We start from the raw sequence: 17691 nt of genomic DNA, 5'->3' as shown, positions 1-17691 counted from the left end.
GGGCTGATATGACAAAGAATCGAATGTCAGTGACGATTTTGGGGCTCGTGACGGTGGCGATGACGGTTGCCGTGGGTATATCGGCGAAGCAATTCTATGACAGTAGGCACGGTCCGATCTCAATATGTGGGGTGTTTAGAGACGCGGTGGGCCTATACCCAGGTAATAAGGTCACAATGCTGGGTATTCAGGTGGGTCGGGTTGATCAAATCGAGCCAGTAGATGATCGAGTCAAAGTTGTGATGACGGTAGACAGAAATGCAACGTTGCCAGCCGAACTGGGGGCCGTCACTATTGCCAATTCGATTGTAACGGATCGCCATGTGGAGCTAACACCGGCTTACACCGGCGGTTCGACATTTGATACCAGCAGGTGTATCCCGATCGGACGCACGCGCACTCCGGTCGGGTTCACCGAATCAATGCGAGCGATCACGAAGTTATCCAACGATATTACCGGCAAAGATCCGAATATCTCGGAACAAGTGGCAGCGCCTGATGAGCTCAGTCGTGCACTGTATACATTGGGTGCGCAGATCCGGGGAAGTTCGAAAAACCTGAATGGAGCGATTCGAAATATCTCAGGGTTGCTGGGTGACACGGCATCGGCGGCGAACTTTGTACTACGTCAGGTATTGGATAATGTAGGCCAGATAAGTAAAGGTCTCGACAACGGAAGCAATACAGTATCGTTCGCTCTCGCTGCCCTAACGGATGTCGCGAATATCGCGACCCGAGTCGTTCCGGACGTTATCGCCATCATCAAAGATATATCATTCTGGGTGCCGGCGATAGCCAAGGTCGCGTACAAGTACGCTCCGGTTCTGGATAGGCTAGTCGATTGGGCATTTCCGATCGCACACGGAGTTCTACAGGATGTTCCCCGGGTCGTCGACATTTTGAAACAGATCCCACCGGCGGCGGCGAATATGTTGAAAATGTTCGATGCCGACTTGAAATCTGGGCGACTTCAATATCGGCCACCCAAGTTTCGAGTTGATCCCGGTCTGGTATCGCATATCTGCGGCCTTACGCCGATTCGTCAGACGTATCAGGCGTGCGATCGCGATTTCAAGGAAGGGGGAAAGATGGACCTTGGAATTGTCCAACTGGTTCTCGCGGCAGTGGGGACTGAGGGATGACCGCGCGAAAGTCATTCAGCGTGATCGTCGTCGCGCTGGTAGCGCTGAGCCTGTTGGGGGGATGTGCCGTGCGGCCGCTAGACCTTCCGCTGCCAGGCGCGCAGATCGACGGCGATACCTATGTGGTCAAGGTTGAGTTCGAGAGTGTGCTGAATCTGCCACTGCGTACTCGGGTGGAACTGAACGGTGCGACTATCGGTATCGTAAGTTCGGTCGATGTTCGTGCTGTGCCGGATGCGCATATCCCGAATACGCCGCCGGAGCACCAAGCCTACTATCGAGCGACAGCCGTTCTGAATATACAGAACAATGTGCACCTACCCGTAGAGACTACGGTTGACGTCCGTCAGCACACGATATTCGGAGACACGTTTGTCGGAATGACAATTCCGCAGAAAACGACTGGCCGGATGCTAGCTGATGGTGATGTGATCGAGTTGAGCCAGACTAAGCCGGCGGATGCCGTTGAGGATTATATTATGACGGTCGTTGGCTGGGTCAATGGCGGATCAATCCCGTTTATTCAGAGCTTTCTGACCAATGTCAATAGGGCGGTCCCGGCGGATGCGCGAGTATTTGAGAAGCTTCTTAAAGACGGGACCCTGGCACTTAATAGAATTGCTGGCGCGAATGGAAAACTGAGTCATATTTTAGACCGCGCTGAGAAGATCATCGACAATGCCGGCAAGGCAGACGATGTGTGGCATCTATTATTCGCCAAGGCGCCCGTACTCTTGAAAGTTGTGCAAAGTGTCCTGCCCAGTCTGGTGTACTTCATCGAAGGAATTCGCGATATTGCGAAATGGGGTGCTCAGGCGGGCCCACCGCGGGACAAGGCAGTTAAGAACTTCATCGGAGTGTGGACGCCGGTGATTCAGTCGATCATGTTGGCGCCGGACGAGATTCCGCGCACAATGTCAGCTGTTGACGCCGTCCTGCGCAATAAGATTGTACCGTTCTTATCAGCACAGGGCCGTCCGAATGTGATCATCACCGATGTACGGCCGGAGACTCCCGTCAGCGTACTGACGGGAGATCCTAAACGCGACGCGAAGATCGTGGCTGCGAATGACAAGGCATTTGAGAACCGCCTTCTGCCGGTTCTGAGGATGTTGGGGTTTGTGCGATGAGAACCAAACTATGGGCATCTTCGGTTGCGATGGTGGCGCTTGCGCTCTGCGGCGTTCTCTACTTAGTCCTGGTCGTATTCGCGTATCGTCCGGCCGACCAGACGATTGATATGACGGTTGAGTTGCCGAACTCGGGAGGTCTCATGGAGACCTCGCCGGTAACTATCAACGGGTTGCAGATAGGGAAGGTCACTTCATTAGCAGAAGGCAATGGCCGTGTTATAGCGAAATTGAAGGTAAATGCTACCTACGATATCCCGGTAGATTCTGAGATATCGGTGGCGAACTTGTCGGCGGTCGGAGAGCAGTACATAAATTTCGGTCCGCGTTCGACCGCTGGACCGTTCTTCGCTGACGGTGTGACGATCCCGATAAACAGAGTCACACGCCCGCTAACAATTACTGGCGCTCTGAACGGATTGAGTGATCTATTTGATCAAGTGTATCCGGAGGATATTAACAATATCCTTTCGGGGGCCACCGAATCAGTTGCTGGTGTTCAGCCAAATATCGCGCGGTTGGTTAAGGCTGGAAGCCTTTTCGCGACGACGGTGCGCCAGAACAAGGATCTAGTGGGCCGAGTGTTCTCGATGATCGCAGGAGCGACAACCGAGTCCGACCACGGACCGGAGCTGGCGAAGAAGTCCGTCGAGCGGCTGGCCACAACTTTCCTTCCGGAAATACCGGCAATATTGGATGACGCTATAAAGATCGTAGATTCGAGTCGTGGAACAGAGATAATCCCCTACATCAAAGTGATCCACAAGCTTCTTGGCTACCTGGAATTGATCGTCGGTCCGGACATAGAGCCGATTATTGACATAGTTCGTCCTATTCTGTTGGACCCTATACACGGGATTCACATCGACGCAAATGAAGCGATGGATGTTTTGATGGGAATCTTTCCGAATGGGAAAGGGATGCGTCTACTAGTGAATATTCCGCGATAGCCGAGGGTGTTCGAAAGAAAGGTGAAAATATGGGTATAGGAAGTACGTCTAGTTCTGTCGACGACAGTGAGGTCGTGTCAGCTCCTGCGGATCTGTCCGACAAGACCGGAGGGGACGGGAGTGGTGTTGAGGAGAGCTCGCGACCCGATGTCCTGGCTGACGGGGCAATTGACGTCAGGGACCAGGATGTCGCGGCAGCGCAGCCCGAGAAGTCTGCCATGGCGGTGGCGGATCTGGAGATAGACACCACCCCAAGGACAATTCGTCGGGCCGTGCGAATACGTGGTGCTAGCCGCGAGGGGGCGAGAAACGACCCGGATTCGCGGTTGTCGAAGTTGGCGGCGGACGGTCTGCGGGTGCCCTTCTTGGGCGTGGTGGCGATCGGACTCGCTTTTCTCGTCGCGGTTTCGGTTCTGGGCTATTTGTATTGGCAGGAGTCTGACCGTGGCAATGATCTGGAGGGGACGGTTGCGGCGCAACGTCAGACTGAACAGGACCGGTCGGCCGCTCTGACGGCCGCGAAAGCGTTCCTTGTGACTGCCAACAATATCGATTACACGAACCTAGATCCGTGGTTCAAGCAGATGACCGAGCGATCGACGGGTGCTTTTAGAGATTCGTATCAGCCAGTGCAAAGCGGCATCGGTGAAGTGATCAAGGCGTCGCAATTGAAGATCGTCGGCAAGGTCAGCCAGGCCGCGATCTCGTCACAGACTGCCTCGTCAATCCGGATTCTCGCGCTGGTGGACCAGACGGTTCAGTCGGTCAAACTGGCTAAACCAACACCGGTCGCGACCGCGATGTATGTCGATCTGATGCGGGACAACGGGGCATGGAAGGTCTACGGAATGAACCAGGCCGCCGACCAGACGGTGCAGAGTCCGCAGAATAGCACCGGAGTTCCTGTTCCCGGTGCGCCCGCCGCGCCTGCGCCTACCCCCTAACGGACTCGGGGTTCGAGTCGTTTGACGGCTCGGACCCCCGCGGGGTCCGGCGTGATATCCGACGCACGACGTCGGAAGCTCGGAGAGGAAGTCCATGCCCGGTTCGGCTGTTTCGGCACATCCGACCTTCGCGAACTTACTCGCGGAACTATTCGACAATACTTTTAGCGGTGACGGCACTCCGGTGACAGCCAGCGAGATTGCCCGGCGTATCGATCCGGATCTCCGCGCTGTCAAAGAGTCGTATCTTTCTCAATTGCGAAGTGGTGCTGCGAACGAGCCGAGCCTGAACGCGGTGCGCGCGCTTGCTGAGGCGTTTGATATCGACATTGTCTACTTTACGAGACGCTACCAAACGGAGCACTCAGAAATGTCCGCCGCCGAACGCGTGTTTGATGCTCGAAGAACTCACAATATTGAGTGCTATCGGATGGCCGCCGCGATCAGCGAGCTACCTGAGTATTATCGAGCGAGTTTGCGAGCCCTAATCGACATTCTTCATCAACACCAGTTGACCAACTCGCCCAGAACGGACTAGTCGGCCGTGTTCAGGCCGGGCACTATTATTCTTCAGCGGATATGTCGCCACCCGCGATAACCCTCAGATGGTCTCGAGTCGACTCGTCGCGATGGGCGTTTCGCGCGGCCTGGGCAAGCACTGGCTTAAGCCCGGGTATCCAGTCGACGGCTAGGTTGTCGAGTGAGATTCTGGGATTGAGTTTAACGAGAAGTCCGACGGTGCCGAGCGCGGTGCGCCCGCCCGCGATCAGGTTCGGTGGGAATGTGGTTTGTCTAAAGACATTCGACAGGGTGGGGTCCACAGCCTCGGTGATGCGCTGCTGGACCCATGCCTGGTCGATGACGAAACCAGGTTTCAGCAATGGTTCGAGGTAGGGTAGCAACGTCTTCTTAAGTCGGGTGATGTCGAGTTCTCGACCCTCGCTAAGGAACCGTCGACGATGCACCATTGCAGCGAGGTCGGTGATGTCTCCGTTGAGGAGAGTATCCACAAGATCCACGATCATCTCGTTGAAGTCGTCCGGGAGAGATGCGCAAGCGCCGAAGTCAATGACCCCCAGCCGGCCGTCAGCCTGAATTCGGTAATTTCCGGGATGGGCGTCGCCGTAAAGGATTCCACATCGGTTTTGGCTCCATATGTTGAACTGGATAATCTGTGTGCTGATTCGATTGCGCTCGGCCAGCGCGGCGCCGCGTTCCAGTAACGAGGTTAGCGAAGTTCCGCCGATCCACTCGCTGATCAAAACATCACCCGTTTGCTCGATAACTTGCGGTATGAGAATATCGGGGTCATCGGCATATGCGGCAGCGAAGATAGCTTGATTCTGCGCCTCATGAGCGTAATCAAGTTCCTCGATAATACAATCGCAGAATTCGTCGACCACCGGGCGCATCTCAAGACCTGGCATCATTGCGGTGACGGCAAGCGATAGCAGTCGCAATTGAGCGAGATCGGCTTCGATCGCGCGTTTTGCGTCGGGATACTGAATCTTTACCGCGACCTGACGTCCGTCATGCCATATCGCCTTGTGGACCTGTCCGATAGATGCTGCCTTGGGGTGAGCCATGTCAAACTCGAGAAACCTGTTATGCCACTCCGGTCCGAGGCTGGTCCGCAATGCTTCGTCGACAACTCCGGGAAGCATGATCGGTGCGGATTCTTGTAGTTGGGCAAGTGCTGTTCCGTAGGCCTCGGAAAGCTCAGGGGGTAACACGCGATCGAACAGCGAAAGTATCTGGCCGACTTTCGCCGCGACGCCGCGGAGTCCGCCTAGTACTTCGAAAATATGCTGAGCGGTGCGCTCGTGAATATCACGTTGAATATCGAGCGCCGAATGACCGGACGCTCGTCTGACCACTCCAGCCGCTCGCCGGCCGGCGAATACCGCGGGAATCTTGACAACTTTTGCGGTGCGGCGCGAAGCGCCGTCGTTGGGATTTAGTTCGCGTAGTACTCGCAACACTCGGCCACCGTCGCGTTGCTGAGTGGACATCAGACTCCTTTGGCAGTATCCGGTCAGACCACGATACCAACCTAAAGGCGGTGAATCGACGGTTTGAGCCAACCTTCTGGGACGGTTGACCATGTCACTTGACTGGCGAGGCTCCCCGACTTGTTGAAGTTCGGGGAGCCTCGTATGCAGTTGCGCCGCGCGACGGGATTCGCTCCGTGAACAGGCGCGGGCGACGCTATGCGCCCGTCACCGACTCGGCCACGGCGAGTACACGGTCGACGACACTGTCGGCGGCAAGGTTGTTACCCACGTTGGCTACTGCGTTGGCGCGGTTCGGCGTCAATTGACCGGCGACAAGTCGAACGGCACCGGGCGCGATTCGACTGACCCAGTAGCCCAGCCATGACTCGGGCCGAACTGGAATAACCCCGCCGTTGTATTTGGTTGCGCGCACGATGCCACGCGCGATGTAGTCGGGTGACGCGAAGAGCGGGCCGACTTTCTCCACGAAGGTACCCACGACCTTCTGTGCCCGGTCCTGTACTTCCGCGTCGAACCCGGTCTTCGAGACGACCTTGCCTGAAGTAAGCAGCTTGGTGGCTGCGACTCCGGGACAGATCGCCGTGACACCGACTTTGTGCGGGGCGAGTTCCTGTCGGAGGCACTCACTGAACATGCGCACCGCAGTTTTGGATACGCAGTAGGACGGTGTCAGGGCGAAGGGGATAAACGCCAACCCCGATGAGATGTTCACGATCTGACCGTGCTTCTTTTCCACCATGAGAGGCGCGAACGCCCGGCATCCATTGACGACGCCGTCGAGGTTGACCGCCATTTGAAAGTCCCAGTCGGCTTTGGTGTGCTCCAGGAATCCGCCACCGATTCCCATCCCGGCATTATTAACGATCACATCTGGGGTGCCGTGTTCCGAATCCACCTGTTTGGCGAGAGCGTGCCACGCGTCGTTGTCGGTGACGTCCAGTCGGTAGGAGAACGCCCGACCGCCCTTTTCCTCGATCAATCGTACCGTCTCAGCAGCTGATTCGACGTTGATATCAGTTGACAGAATTGTCGCGCCCTTCTTCGCGAATCGTAGCGAAGTTGCGCGTCCGATGCCGCTGCCCGCGCCGGTGACAAGGACGAGGCGAGGGTTCTTTATGCCTTTTCCGAACATGATTTTACCTACTTTCCGTTTATTTGACCGGGGTTGACTGCGGCGCGAACACGGGAGCCAACAATTCGGCGGCTTTGCGGAACACCAGACGGTCAGCGATACTGCCCGCCAGCCGGATACGCGCGGGTGTGGCTTGGCCTATCACGACGCGCATCAAAGTCGGTGAGGCTCGGTGGGCAAGATAGCCAAGCCACGCTTCGGGCCGAACAGGGACAACGGCTTGGTTACGTCGGGCGGAGCGTTCGATCGCCCAGGCGATACGATTGGGTGAACGGACGATCGGACCGAATTTGACGGCCAGCTCTCCGGCGAGTTCCTTCTTGTTATCCATGTCTTCAATGCCAACGTCGCCGTGGAACTCCGAGTTTTTGACAATATTTGTCGCGACCGCCCCAGGGCAGATTACGCTCACGCCCACCTTGTGCGGGGCGAGCTCAAGACGGAGGCATTCGCTAAACATGCGTACTGACGCTTTGGACACGCAGTAGGACGGCATCATCCCGAACGGGGTATACGCCGCGACCGAAGCAATATTCACGATATGTCCATGTCGCGCCTCGACCATCAGCGGTGCCATCGCTCGACAACCGTTGACCACACCATTGAGGTTCACGTCGATCTGGCGATCCCAATCTTCTTTCGAATGTGCCAAGAACGCGCCGACGACGCCAACGCCAGCGTTGTTGACAAGCAGTTCCACGAGCCTGCCGTCGTCGCGGAGCTGCTGAGCAAACGCCTGCCAGGCGTCGTCATCGGTGACGTCGAGGCGATGTGCCGATGCGTTTCCCCCAGCTGCGGTGATCATGGCCGCGGACTCGGTCGCGGTGTCGAGGTTAATGTCGGTGCAGAGCACCTCGGATCCGGCTTTGCCGAATCGTAGTGCGGTTGCCCGCCCGATCCCGCTGCCCGCACCGGTGATCAGCACCAGCCGGGGATTTCGAATTTTGCTTGTCATGAGAGTCAGATCCTTTCCAGGATTATGAGTTGTACTTTACGAGTGGTTATTGCCTGCAATACGGCGTAGATCCCCAGGCTGCGAACGACTAGCTTCCCCCAGATTTCTTCACGCTCGGATTCATCGGCGATATGTCCGCGCATGGGGATGATCTTTCCGTCCATCGCGACTTCGATCTCTGGTTTTGCCGTTATGTTGTGCACCCAACCGGGCGACTTAGTGTGTCCGCCATAAGTGGGGACCAACACAAAGCGATCTTTAGTGTGCAGCACGCTTGGCATGATCGACTTGCGGCGAAGTCCGGTCTTTCGACCGATGGTGTATAGCTCCACCCACTTGACGTGCAGCGTCGTGGTGTACCCAATCTTCTGACCGAATCGAAATAGTGGACCGGTGACAATATTGAGAAGCTGTGCTCCAATTCGATGGCCGTTGTCCCATACGGACGAAATTGCGCTCATTGAGCGATCTCCTTTTCTTGGTCTGGGACGCGCAATACCGCTTTCCCGAGGCTGACGGCGGGTTTGCGAAATATCATCGCGAGCCGCGTGTAGATCGAACTGACCCGCACCGTGAGAAGCGGGAACGCCCGCTGCATCCACCACGCCTGCCGCCCGAACCACGGTTTGATCACCAGGGCTCGGTTTCGATCGCATCCCTTCAGAACTGCCCGCGCATGCCCGACAGGGCTGGCCACGATGAACTCGGGAACGTGGTCGGCGATCGGCTTGAGCAAGTCGTAGCCTTTACTCGCGATCCGGGTCTCGTCGGTCTCCCCCAGGCCTGAATTGAGGTTTCGGACGATATTGGTGTTTACCGCGATTGGACAGACACAGGTCACTTTGACGCCATGGGCCGCTGCTTCACCACGGAGCGAAAGACTCATACCGACAACGGCATGTTTTGCCATGTTGTACGGCGCCATATACGCCAGCGGCACCATGCCCGCCATCGACGCCGTATTGACGATATGACCGAATCCCTGTTCCACCATGATTCGGTAAGCCGCGTCAACTCCGTATGCGACGCCCATGATCATCACGTCGCCGGCCTTCTGCCAGTGCGCGACCTCGAGTTCATCGGTCGGACCGCCGATGCCGATTCCCGCGTTGTTGAAGATCATGTCGAGCCGACCGTGTGCGCGCTTGACGTCATTGACGACCTGCGCGACCGCAGAGGCGTCGGTGACGTCGAGTTTCCTGGCTTCTGCCTGCCCGGCCCCTCGGCTATTGAGGTCGGCAGCTACCCGCTCGGCGCCGATCTGGTCGACATCGGTGACCAGAACATAGAATCCGCGTTCAGCCAGGACGGTTGCGTATCCCATTCCGATGCCGGATGCGGCACCGGTAACAATCGCGGTTTTCACGAGATCTGCTCTCCGGTCTCGGCTACGGCCTGAAAGCTGAGCCAGCTGGGGTGTAGTGGATCGATTACGATCGCCTGGCCTTTGATGTGCTTGGTCACCTTGGGACCCAACAGGTGCCGCGGCCAACTGGTTCGCGTGATCGCGACGCGCAGCCGGTGGCCGGCCGCCACCAATGCCGCGGTCGCGTTGAGCTCGATATCCAGTTCGTGGGGCTCGTCCGGAATTACCGGAAGCAACGACAGTTCGGTCAGCGGGTGCTCCGGACGAATCAGTTGGCCGTTGACACGTAGGCTCGCGATCTCGTCGACCGCTCGTCTAGTCGACCGCAGCGCGCCGGCAGTGAGGACCGCCGAGCTTTCGTCGGGCGCGACATCGCACACGGTGACCGCCCAGAAGGCTTCCGCACCGTGCGCGAGTACTCGCAGGTGCAGAGTGAGATAGCCGGACAGATGTACGTCGTTGGTCAGTGGCTGGCTGGTGAATGTCACCGACCCGGCCTCTGAAGCGCGATTGTCGGAGAACCATCGCTTGCCCAGCATCGAAAGCGCGCCCATCGCGGTCACATTCGTCGCGTAGGACTGAAAGCCGATACCGCGTCTGGGCAGTTCGAGCTGAATCCGTTCGGTCGTCTTCGCGGGACCAAGTGATCCGTCGATAGCGGCATGGCATGCTGCTCCGCTGGCTTGGCCGGAGAGGTACCACCGCTCGATTCGCGCCTGTGGGTCGGGGAATGCCGACGAGGTGATCCACTCTCCGGTTCCGAGTTCGCGAAGCGTGACAGGGCCATAGGAGTCGATACCGTTCGCTCGGCTGTTGAGCCAACGGTCGAAGAAGGCACATTGGAGTTCGTCGAGTCGCTGCGGATGATTATCGGTACCAAAACCGGCGCCCGGATTGAGGTGATAAGCATCATCGATCACCAACTGCTTGGCGCCGCCGGCCAGATTGAGGCGCTCGAACATTTCGGTGTTCGACCGCGCGAAGATGTCGTGCCAGCCACCGTGGATCCAGGTGGGGGCGGTGATGTCCTCGATCTTCGGTGGCCGCTTTTCGGCATCGGCGTTGTAGTAGCTCTCGATGTGGTCTTCCTTCACCGCCATACCGAGGATGGTGCCGAGCATTGTCAACGGACTGCGCAAGCGGTCGCCGATGAATCGCCTGACAACTTTGGCTCGAAGGAGGGCCGGAATCGAAGGTGCCCATTTCGCGAAGTTGACCACTGCAAGCCAGCCGATGGTAAAGACCGATTGCGCGCCGCCGGTCTGAATCCAGTCTTTGGCGACATCCGCGGACCCCTCAACCGCGAATACCGCCTTGAGTCCCGCCGGCTGATTGCCCGCAGCTTGCAGCGCCACGATGGCGCTGTAAGAAATCCCAGACAGCGCGAGGTCCCCGTTGCACCACGGCTGGTTGCGAACCCATTCGAGCGCTTCGATCGAATCCTGCTGCTCGCGCTCGCTGAACATCTCCATGACACCGGTCGACGAACCGGTTCCACGCACATCGATCATGACGTAGGCGTAGCCACGGGATACCAGCGTCTGGCTCGCGCGCAGCACATCGGTACCGCCACCACCGAGTGCCCTGATGAGTTCGCGTGGTCCGGCTCGGCCAGTGGTCGTCGGTCCGACCACTCGGCTGACCAGCGGGCCGAGCTGATCTGCGAGGTCGAAAAGTGGCGCGCCCCGCGAGATCGCCATCTTGTTGTAGGGAGTGAATGTCACGACCGTCGGAAGGGGGTCTGGCACGGGCTTACCGCGTGCGGTTGCCGGTCTGGTGACATCCGCGGATAGCACGGTTCCGTCACTGAGGCGGATCGCGGCGCCGCGATCTACGTACCGGCGCGGGTATTTCCGAGGTCCTATGTCGAACCGTGTCGTCGGTGAGACGACAGCTTCCGCGTCTGCCATTGGTGATTCCGGTTGGGTCATTCGGGTTGGCTCCTCTCCTTCGGGACTACGACCGTGGTCGAGTCCAGCCCTACTGTCCCAGACAGCATAGGCCGGTGTGACGAAAATAGTCCAGACTTCCACCACTGTCCCAGACGGTGTACCTTCGTCGGTGATGGCAGCACTTCGGACCCGGAAGTGCCGCGACGAGACCGCGACGCAGACCCGCTGATCGCAGAAGGAGGCGCGATGGCAGCCGCGACCATAAATGACCCGGCCCCCGATAGATCCACCCTTCGCGTATTCATAGCAACCAACGCGACACACCCGATCGTCGTAATTCGTTAGGTATCTGGAGGACAAATGAGAAGAATAGTGCGATTGCTCGGCCGGGCATTCGACATCAGATCAAGTAAAGGAGCTCGGGTGATGGTGACGCTAATCGTCGTCGGTATTGTTGTAGTCGCTATTGGCGGTTTGTTCGCCCTGTGTGGTCTTTTCTTACTGAGGAAGCGGGCCAAGGGGGTGCTGGACGGTGGTGGGAGTCTGCTTAAGCCAGTCCCGGCGTCGGAGGTCGACGATTTCTTCGCGACCAAAGCATCGTTCGTCGTATCTGCGGAGCGGACCTTTAATCACGCACCGGAGAAGGTGTGGGCCGCGCTTAACAGCAACGGTGTCTTCTCCTGGATTCCGTTGATCGACGGCATCCGGTATACCAATGACGCGCGGGGTGTCGGAGCCGCCAGGCTCTTCGATGGCAAATTGGTCGCGGCGGCCGAGGAAGTTACCCGGTGGGATGCCAATCAGCGCGTGACGGTCCAGGGCACCAGGGTTTCTCTGCCCCTGGTGATCAAATCCTTCGCCGAAGAGTACGTTTTGACGCCCACCGAGACCGGGACCACGGTGACGTGGACCATTGCCGCGCAACCGAGGTTCGGGGGACTACTGCCGCTGAAACTGGCGGCACCACTGGTCCGGCCGTTCATGAAAGCCGGTATTCGCGGTCTTGAGACAAGGATCTGACGTCGTGACGACCCAATGTTCGCAGCGCCCGCCCTATTTGGAGATCAGGTCGGCCGGCTTAATCGAGTCAGCTTGGGTCTTGCAGGCACTCGAACTGCTCACCGACCTTCCCCGCAGGCCGGGCGCAATAGCACTGAGGCTGAGAAATATGCATATGGTCACAGGTCGGATGGAAGATGGTCGAGGGGTAGCTGTGGTGCGCGCGTCGAGGGGTGCGCGCACTTTGCGGAGAGGGTAGGCGCCCGCTCAGCGCGAGAATGGGGAGGAGGACGATCAGTCCTCCTCCCCATTGCTATGTCGAGTAATACGGGGGCAAGGCGAATCTGTCTAAAGTGGCACAAATAGAAGCAGGGAAAGACCGCTGGGTCTTTCCCCGCCGCACTTACCCCGGATTATCTAATCCTCGCTACAGTCAATACGTCGGGCACGAGCCGGCTATAGAGTGGCCGTTTGATTGGGCGCTGCTCTACGATTTCGAATCCTCTGGCGGTGATCATCTCGCACATCTGTGATGGCGACGCCGCGTGCGCCGGAATTATCGGCAGTAACGTTATCCGTTGCATCGGGCGAACTAGGAAACCTTTCGGATTGATCGCCGATATCGCGATGATGCCGTTGGGCTTGAGAACCCTGCTGTATTCCGCTAGCGCCCGAGGTTGATCGAAGAAATGGAATGCCGTGGTGGTAATCACCGCGTCAACCGAGGCGTCTGGCAGCGGCAGTGCCTCGGCTGGCCCTTCCCGCCAGTCGACCTTGTCGGTGCGTGCACGCCCCCTGGCAAGCATCCCGCGTGACGCATCGATGCCGTATACGGTATCGAGCCCGAGTTCCTGCTGGATTCGCGTGGTGAAAATGCCTGTGCCGCAACCAATATCGGCCACGCTACCAACTCCGTGCTTGCGGAGTTGGGCGAGCACGTCGTCGTGGGGCGGTCGATATACGACGCGTTGCAGAGGGCCTAGGTCATATGCCTTGGCGGCAACGTCAAAGAAGCGGGTTATCAGCCCGTTGAACCCTCGTTGTTGTGTTGTGGTCACTAGGTTGCTACCTCCGTCTGTTCTTGTGCACGCTCGTCGTCGGATGTTGCCTCGGGTGCGATCGCTGGAATCTCGGCGGCAGGATGGGGTGGCGACGCATTGCTCGCTTTTGTGCGCCTGCCGGCGAGAAACGCTGTGTACGCGGCCAGGCCCACGGTGCCCAATGGGCGAGTGTGACGCGAGGTGATGGCCAACCCGAGTGCCAGTTCAGTGAGACCATTGCGGTACGTCCAGCGCCTGGTCCGCTCCGGGAACGCCTTCGCTGTCAGTGGGTCGAACGCTTTGGGGGCGGTGAAATGTGCTGCTCCCGTGCTCGCGAGACCCAGTCCGAACAACCTGGCCTTAAGGCTGTCGGGCGGGTAGCTATGGATGACCACTGGATGTTTCGGAGTCTTTCCGGCGATAAGGGCCTGACTCGCTGCCTGTCGCCGTCGTTTACGCATTTGGTTTGCCACCTCATTTCGCGATCGTCCAGGTCGATACAACCTGGGCCCCGGCCTAAAGGTGGTGGAGTCTTCCTCGCCACGCCGGTTGCTCGACAGTAGCACTAACTGACTGAGACAGGAGGGGTAAGGTGAAGATCTTCAGCTCCTGAATATTCGATGAAGCGCGGAACGGATGCCTGCGGTGCAGTACCCTAACTGTCTGAGATGGATTCGCCACGTCAGATATGAAGGGTTGGCATGAGCTTCGCGAGTAGAGAACGCGCCGCGCTGGTGGTGACGATGAGAGCGGTCGGCCCCGATGCCCCGACGTTGTGCGAAGGATGGACCGCCCGCGACCTCCTTGCGCACCTACTGCTGAGGGAGCGCCGACTCGATTCCGCCGCGGGTATCCTGCTTCCGTTCTTCGCGGGGCGGACCAGAAGGGTGCAGAATCAGATCGCATCGCAGGACTGGGACTCGATGCTCGCGAAACTGGATGGCGGAGCCCCATGGTGGTCGCCGATGTCCTGGGCCGACGCTCTGGTTAACGGCCTGGAGATGTTCGTCCATCACGAAGATGTTCGACGTGCGCAGGATGGTTGGCGGCCGCGGCAGCTCAGTGTAGGCGAACAGTGCTGGCTATCGCTCTTTCTGGTGGTCGGTCTGTTCACCTATCGCCAGTCGCCGGTTCGGGTGGTCGTCGCGGTCCGGGGTGGGCCGCGGTTCGTCGCGAAACCCTTTCGGCCGTCGACTGTGCGACTGCTGGGCGAGCCCTCTGAACTGTTGTTACACGCGCTGGGCCGCAATAGCGTCGAATTGGACTACTCCGGAGATATCGGGGATATCGCATTGCTGGACTCGGCGGCCCGCGCCGTCTGATATTCTGTCTGAGACAGAAATTCTAGGCATTATCCAAGAAGGGTAGGCATATGCCATTCCATCCGGAGGAAATCGACGCCTCGTCGGACTTCTATGAGACCGCACCGCTGATCGCGCGTGGTCGTGCTGAGTTTCCGGTGCCGGCCGAACGGCTGTGGGAGCTGGTTGAGTCGTTCGAGTGGATCCCGGTGATTTCGGCGAGGTGGCAGAATTCTGAACCGAACGGACCGGGCGCGCGCCGGAAACTCACGCTCGGGCCGTTCCTTCTTAGCAATGAGTTCGTGACGCGGTACGAGAAGAACAAGGAGCTGGCTTTCTACATCGGCGAAGTTCCAGTGCCTGGTGCCCGCGCGATCGCGGAGAAGCTTACGGTCGACGACCTCGGGCCGGACCGAAGTGCGCTCACGTATACATTCGCGTTGGCTCCAAAATTCTTCCCAGACGTTCAGCTCCATCTGATCAACGCGATAGCGCAACCGATCTTCTCGCTGATCGTCAAGGTCGGCTGGACATTCGGGCTGTGGCGTACTCGCTGATGTCTGCCGCTCGGACAATGATCGGCACCGTCGAAGCAGTGTGTGTCGTCCATGACGAGCGTCCGATTGTAGGTCCATTTGGCCGTACCTCGATCGACAAGCGGCCAGTGGCTGGTGAAGTCACGGTGACTGAATTTGGTTTACGGGGAGACAAGGTCAGTAACACCCGAGACCACGGAGGCCTCGCCAAGGCGGTGTATGCGTATTCCGCGGCGGAAGCCGAACGCTGGGAGAAGGAATTGGGTCGGCACCTCAGTCCAGGCTGGTTCGGTGAGAACCTGCGCATCCGTGGCATAGCGGTCTCTGACGCTGTAATCGGCGAGCGATGGGTCTTCTCCAGTGGCTTGGTATTGGAAGTGACCCTTCCACGCGTGCCGTGCATCGTTTTTGGCCGATGGGCGGGCGAGAGCAAGTGGGTGCGCCGGTTCGCTGAGCAGGGTGATATTGGTGCCTATCTTCGCGTTGTCGTGCCGGCCGCCATCCAGGCCGGCGATTCTGTCGAGGTGCTCGATCCGCCGGACCACCAGGTCACGATTCGTGACTTTTTCGGTAGGACGGCGAGTGCCGAGAATTTGGCGAGCCTGATCGCCGATCCAGAAATCGTGCCTGAGGTACTGGCGGAAGCGACTAAGCGGCTGAAACAGAGTCGACGCAAACCCGCATTGTCTTAGTACGACATTCTTTTTCGTCTCAACCTGGAGGGAATCATATGCCCGGCAGCAGAATCAGGGGGCTTACCCGATCGGCGAAAGTCGCGAGATTGCCGATGGCCATCATGGTGCAGCGGGCGACTTCGTTGGGGGCCAAAGCTCTCAGGGGTGCCGAGCAAGGCGAGATCGACGACAAATTGATCAACGAAGCAGCTGAGCAGGTCTTTGCGGTGCTTGGCGAGCTTAAGGGAGGCGCGATGAAAGTCGGCCAAGCGCTCAGCGTGGCCGAAGCCGCGGTTCCCGACCGATTCATGGCGCAGTATCGGGACGCGCTGACCCGGCTACAGGCTGGCGCTCCGCCAATGGAGACTGCGGCTACCCACCGTATGCTGACCCAACAGCTGGGCAGCAAATGGCGTTCGCGCTTCACACAGTTTGACGATCAGCCCATGGCTGCGGCGAGTATCGGCCAAGTTCATCGCGCGGTGTGGTCCGATGGTCGCAAGGTCGCGGTAAAGGTTCAGTATCCGGGTGCCGAAGAGGCACTGATGGCCGACCTGAAGATGTTCCAGATGTTTTCGGGTGCGTTCGGCGCGTTGCTGCCCGGAATCAATTTCAAGAGCCTGGTGGACGAGTTTATCGCCAGCACCGCTGATGAGCTCGACTATCGTATCGAGTCGGACTACCAGCGCAGATTCGCGAAAGAGCTAACCGCCGACGATCCCAAATTCTTCGTACCGAAACTCGTTGCCAGTTCGCCGCGGGTAATGGTGTCAGAATGGATGGAGGGCACGCCGCTGACCAAGGTGATCCAATCGGGTACCGCGGACGAGCGCAATAGAGCCGGAAATCTGCTTATCGAGTTCGCCATATCCTCACCCGAACGATTCGGGCTAGTCCACTGTGATCCGCATCCGGGCAATTTTCAACTCCTGCCAGACGGGCGGCTCGGAATCATAGACTTCGGTGCATCCATCGAAATACCGGGAGGTTATCCAAAGTATTTTGGAGATATTGCTCGTGAGGGGATGAAAGAGAATTATGACGAGGTGGTGGAAATTCTCCGGAGGGAGGGATTTCTCAAGCCGAACGCACCTATTGACTTAGCTCCGCCGTTGCGTATCTGGGGCCCGCTGATCGACCAGCTCAAAGGCGGCAGCATCTTTGTCTCACGAGAGCTGCTTCAGGAATATAGTAGCCGAGCGATGAACGTCGAAAATTTGTCGCTGTCAAACGCGCTCGCATTCTCGCTGCCCAGTGCGGATGCAGAACAACTGCCGATGCTGGGGCGGGTGGGCGCTGGTGTCATCGGCATCTGTGCGCAACTGGGTGTCCAGGTGGAGTTCGAGTCGCTCTTGGAGAGATGGCTGCCGGGTTACTCAGTAACGGGCAGCTAATGAGTAATGTAAGCGATGACAAGAGATAGTATGGTTGATCAACTTAGTTCAGAATCCGACAAAGTATTGATTCGGCTGGGGAGTCGGCTATTCCGCGCCTTATTGGATGTCATGAACGGCGTCCGGATACTAGTCACCGGGCTAGTGTTGATCCTCGGCTTGGTGTGCCTATTTGGTATTCAGCTGGGCGGCTCATTGTGTGGTTTGACCGAGAAATCAGT

Annotated in this window: 18 protein-coding genes; 10 read left to right on the top strand and 8 right to left on the bottom strand. The window is 58.2% G+C overall.

The window, feature by feature from the left end:
* Positions 1–8: 8 nt before the first annotated feature.
* The 5 genes from AAFP29_RS07965 to AAFP29_RS07945 all read left to right on the top strand — a co-directional run bounded on the left by AAFP29_RS07965 (position 9) and on the right by AAFP29_RS07945 (position 4704).
* The gene (locus AAFP29_RS07965; RefSeq protein ID WP_419216802.1) at positions 9–1142 is read left to right on the top strand and encodes an MlaD family protein; all 1134 of its coding nucleotides are present in this window, start codon (positions 9–11) and stop codon (positions 1140–1142) included.
* Positions 1139–2272: an MlaD family protein gene (locus tag AAFP29_RS07960; protein ID WP_419216801.1), complete on the top strand. Its 1134-nt coding sequence runs from the start codon at positions 1139–1141 to the stop codon at positions 2270–2272. The genes AAFP29_RS07965 and AAFP29_RS07960 overlap by 4 nt, the downstream gene beginning before the upstream one ends.
* The gene (locus AAFP29_RS07955; protein ID WP_419216800.1) at positions 2269–3222 is read left to right on the top strand and encodes an MlaD family protein; all 954 of its coding nucleotides are present in this window, start codon (positions 2269–2271) and stop codon (positions 3220–3222) included. The genes AAFP29_RS07960 and AAFP29_RS07955 overlap by 4 nt, the downstream gene beginning before the upstream one ends.
* A 74-nt stretch (positions 3223–3296) precedes the next feature.
* Positions 3297–4166, top strand: coding sequence for a hypothetical protein (locus AAFP29_RS07950; protein ID WP_419216799.1), 870 nt, complete (start codon positions 3297–3299; stop codon positions 4164–4166).
* Positions 4167–4260: 94 nt separating this feature from the next.
* Positions 4261–4704, top strand: a complete 444-nt coding sequence (locus tag AAFP29_RS07945) for a helix-turn-helix domain-containing protein (RefSeq protein ID WP_419216798.1) — start codon at positions 4261–4263, stop codon at positions 4702–4704.
* A 25-nt stretch (positions 4705–4729) separates the two neighbouring features.
* Here the strand turns inward: AAFP29_RS07945 and AAFP29_RS07940 are convergent, their stop codons facing one another.
* The 6 genes from AAFP29_RS07940 to AAFP29_RS07915 all read right to left on the bottom strand — a co-directional run bounded on the left by AAFP29_RS07940 (position 4730) and on the right by AAFP29_RS07915 (position 11565).
* Complete coding sequence (locus AAFP29_RS07940) at positions 4730–6178, bottom strand: ABC1 kinase family protein (protein ID WP_419216797.1); 1449 nt, start codon at positions 6176–6178, stop codon at positions 4730–4732.
* 196 nt (positions 6179–6374) lie between these two features.
* Positions 6375–7313, bottom strand: coding sequence for an SDR family NAD(P)-dependent oxidoreductase (locus tag AAFP29_RS07935; protein WP_419216796.1), 939 nt, complete (start codon positions 7311–7313; stop codon positions 6375–6377).
* A gap of 19 nt (positions 7314–7332) precedes the next feature.
* Complete coding sequence (locus AAFP29_RS07930) at positions 7333–8268, bottom strand: SDR family NAD(P)-dependent oxidoreductase (RefSeq protein ID WP_419216795.1); 936 nt, start codon at positions 8266–8268, stop codon at positions 7333–7335.
* Between the two features lie 5 nt (positions 8269–8273).
* On the bottom strand, positions 8274–8729 hold the full coding sequence (locus tag AAFP29_RS07925) for a nitroreductase/quinone reductase family protein (RefSeq protein WP_419216794.1): 456 nt from the start codon (positions 8727–8729) through the stop codon (positions 8274–8276).
* Positions 8726–9634, bottom strand: coding sequence for an SDR family NAD(P)-dependent oxidoreductase (locus AAFP29_RS07920; protein WP_419216793.1), 909 nt, complete (start codon positions 9632–9634; stop codon positions 8726–8728). The genes AAFP29_RS07925 and AAFP29_RS07920 overlap by 4 nt, the downstream gene beginning before the upstream one ends.
* Entirely contained in the window at positions 9631–11565 is a 1935-nt protein-coding gene (locus tag AAFP29_RS07915; RefSeq protein ID WP_419216792.1) for a CocE/NonD family hydrolase, read from the bottom strand. Before AAFP29_RS07915 ends, AAFP29_RS07920 begins: the two co-directional genes overlap by 4 nt.
* Positions 11566–11952: 387 nt before the next feature.
* Between AAFP29_RS07915 and AAFP29_RS07910 the strand changes: the two genes are divergently transcribed.
* Positions 11953–12546 (top strand): SRPBCC family protein, encoded by a 594-nt coding sequence (locus AAFP29_RS07910; RefSeq protein WP_419216791.1) that lies wholly within the window; start codon positions 11953–11955, stop codon positions 12544–12546.
* A 392-nt stretch (positions 12547–12938) separates the two neighbouring features.
* Here the strand turns inward: AAFP29_RS07910 and AAFP29_RS07905 are convergent, their stop codons facing one another.
* Both AAFP29_RS07905 and AAFP29_RS07900 read right to left on the bottom strand, forming a co-directional pair.
* A complete protein-coding gene (locus tag AAFP29_RS07905) occupies positions 12939–13583 on the bottom strand; it encodes a class I SAM-dependent methyltransferase (protein ID WP_419216790.1) in 645 nt (214 codons plus the stop codon).
* The gene (locus tag AAFP29_RS07900) at positions 13583–14026 is read right to left on the bottom strand and encodes a hypothetical protein (RefSeq protein WP_419216789.1); all 444 of its coding nucleotides are present in this window, start codon (positions 14024–14026) and stop codon (positions 13583–13585) included. Before AAFP29_RS07900 ends, AAFP29_RS07905 begins: the two co-directional genes overlap by 1 nt.
* A 240-nt stretch (positions 14027–14266) precedes the next feature.
* Between AAFP29_RS07900 and AAFP29_RS07895 the strand changes: the two genes are divergently transcribed.
* The 4 genes from AAFP29_RS07895 (at position 14267) to AAFP29_RS07880 (ending at position 17470) form a co-directional block, all read left to right on the top strand.
* The gene (locus tag AAFP29_RS07895) at positions 14267–14887 is read left to right on the top strand and encodes a TIGR03085 family metal-binding protein (RefSeq protein WP_419216788.1); all 621 of its coding nucleotides are present in this window, start codon (positions 14267–14269) and stop codon (positions 14885–14887) included.
* Between the two features lie 50 nt (positions 14888–14937).
* Entirely contained in the window at positions 14938–15423 is a 486-nt protein-coding gene (locus AAFP29_RS07890) for a hypothetical protein (protein ID WP_419216787.1), read from the top strand.
* The gene (locus tag AAFP29_RS07885) at positions 15423–16094 is read left to right on the top strand and encodes an MOSC domain-containing protein (RefSeq protein ID WP_419216786.1); all 672 of its coding nucleotides are present in this window, start codon (positions 15423–15425) and stop codon (positions 16092–16094) included. Before AAFP29_RS07890 ends, AAFP29_RS07885 begins: the two co-directional genes overlap by 1 nt.
* Positions 16095–16189: 95 nt before the next feature.
* Positions 16190–17470: an ABC1 kinase family protein gene (locus tag AAFP29_RS07880; protein ID WP_419216785.1), complete on the top strand. Its 1281-nt coding sequence runs from the start codon at positions 16190–16192 to the stop codon at positions 17468–17470.
* The last annotated feature ends 221 nt before the right edge of the window (positions 17471–17691 follow it).

The sequence above is a fragment of the Gordonia sp. CPCC 205333 genome, assembly GCF_048537885.1.
In the GTDB taxonomy this organism is placed as follows: Bacteria; Actinomycetota; Actinomycetes; order Mycobacteriales; family Mycobacteriaceae; genus Gordonia.
Note: the sequence above shows the minus strand (reverse complement) of the source record. Positions and strands in the feature narration are given on the sequence as shown.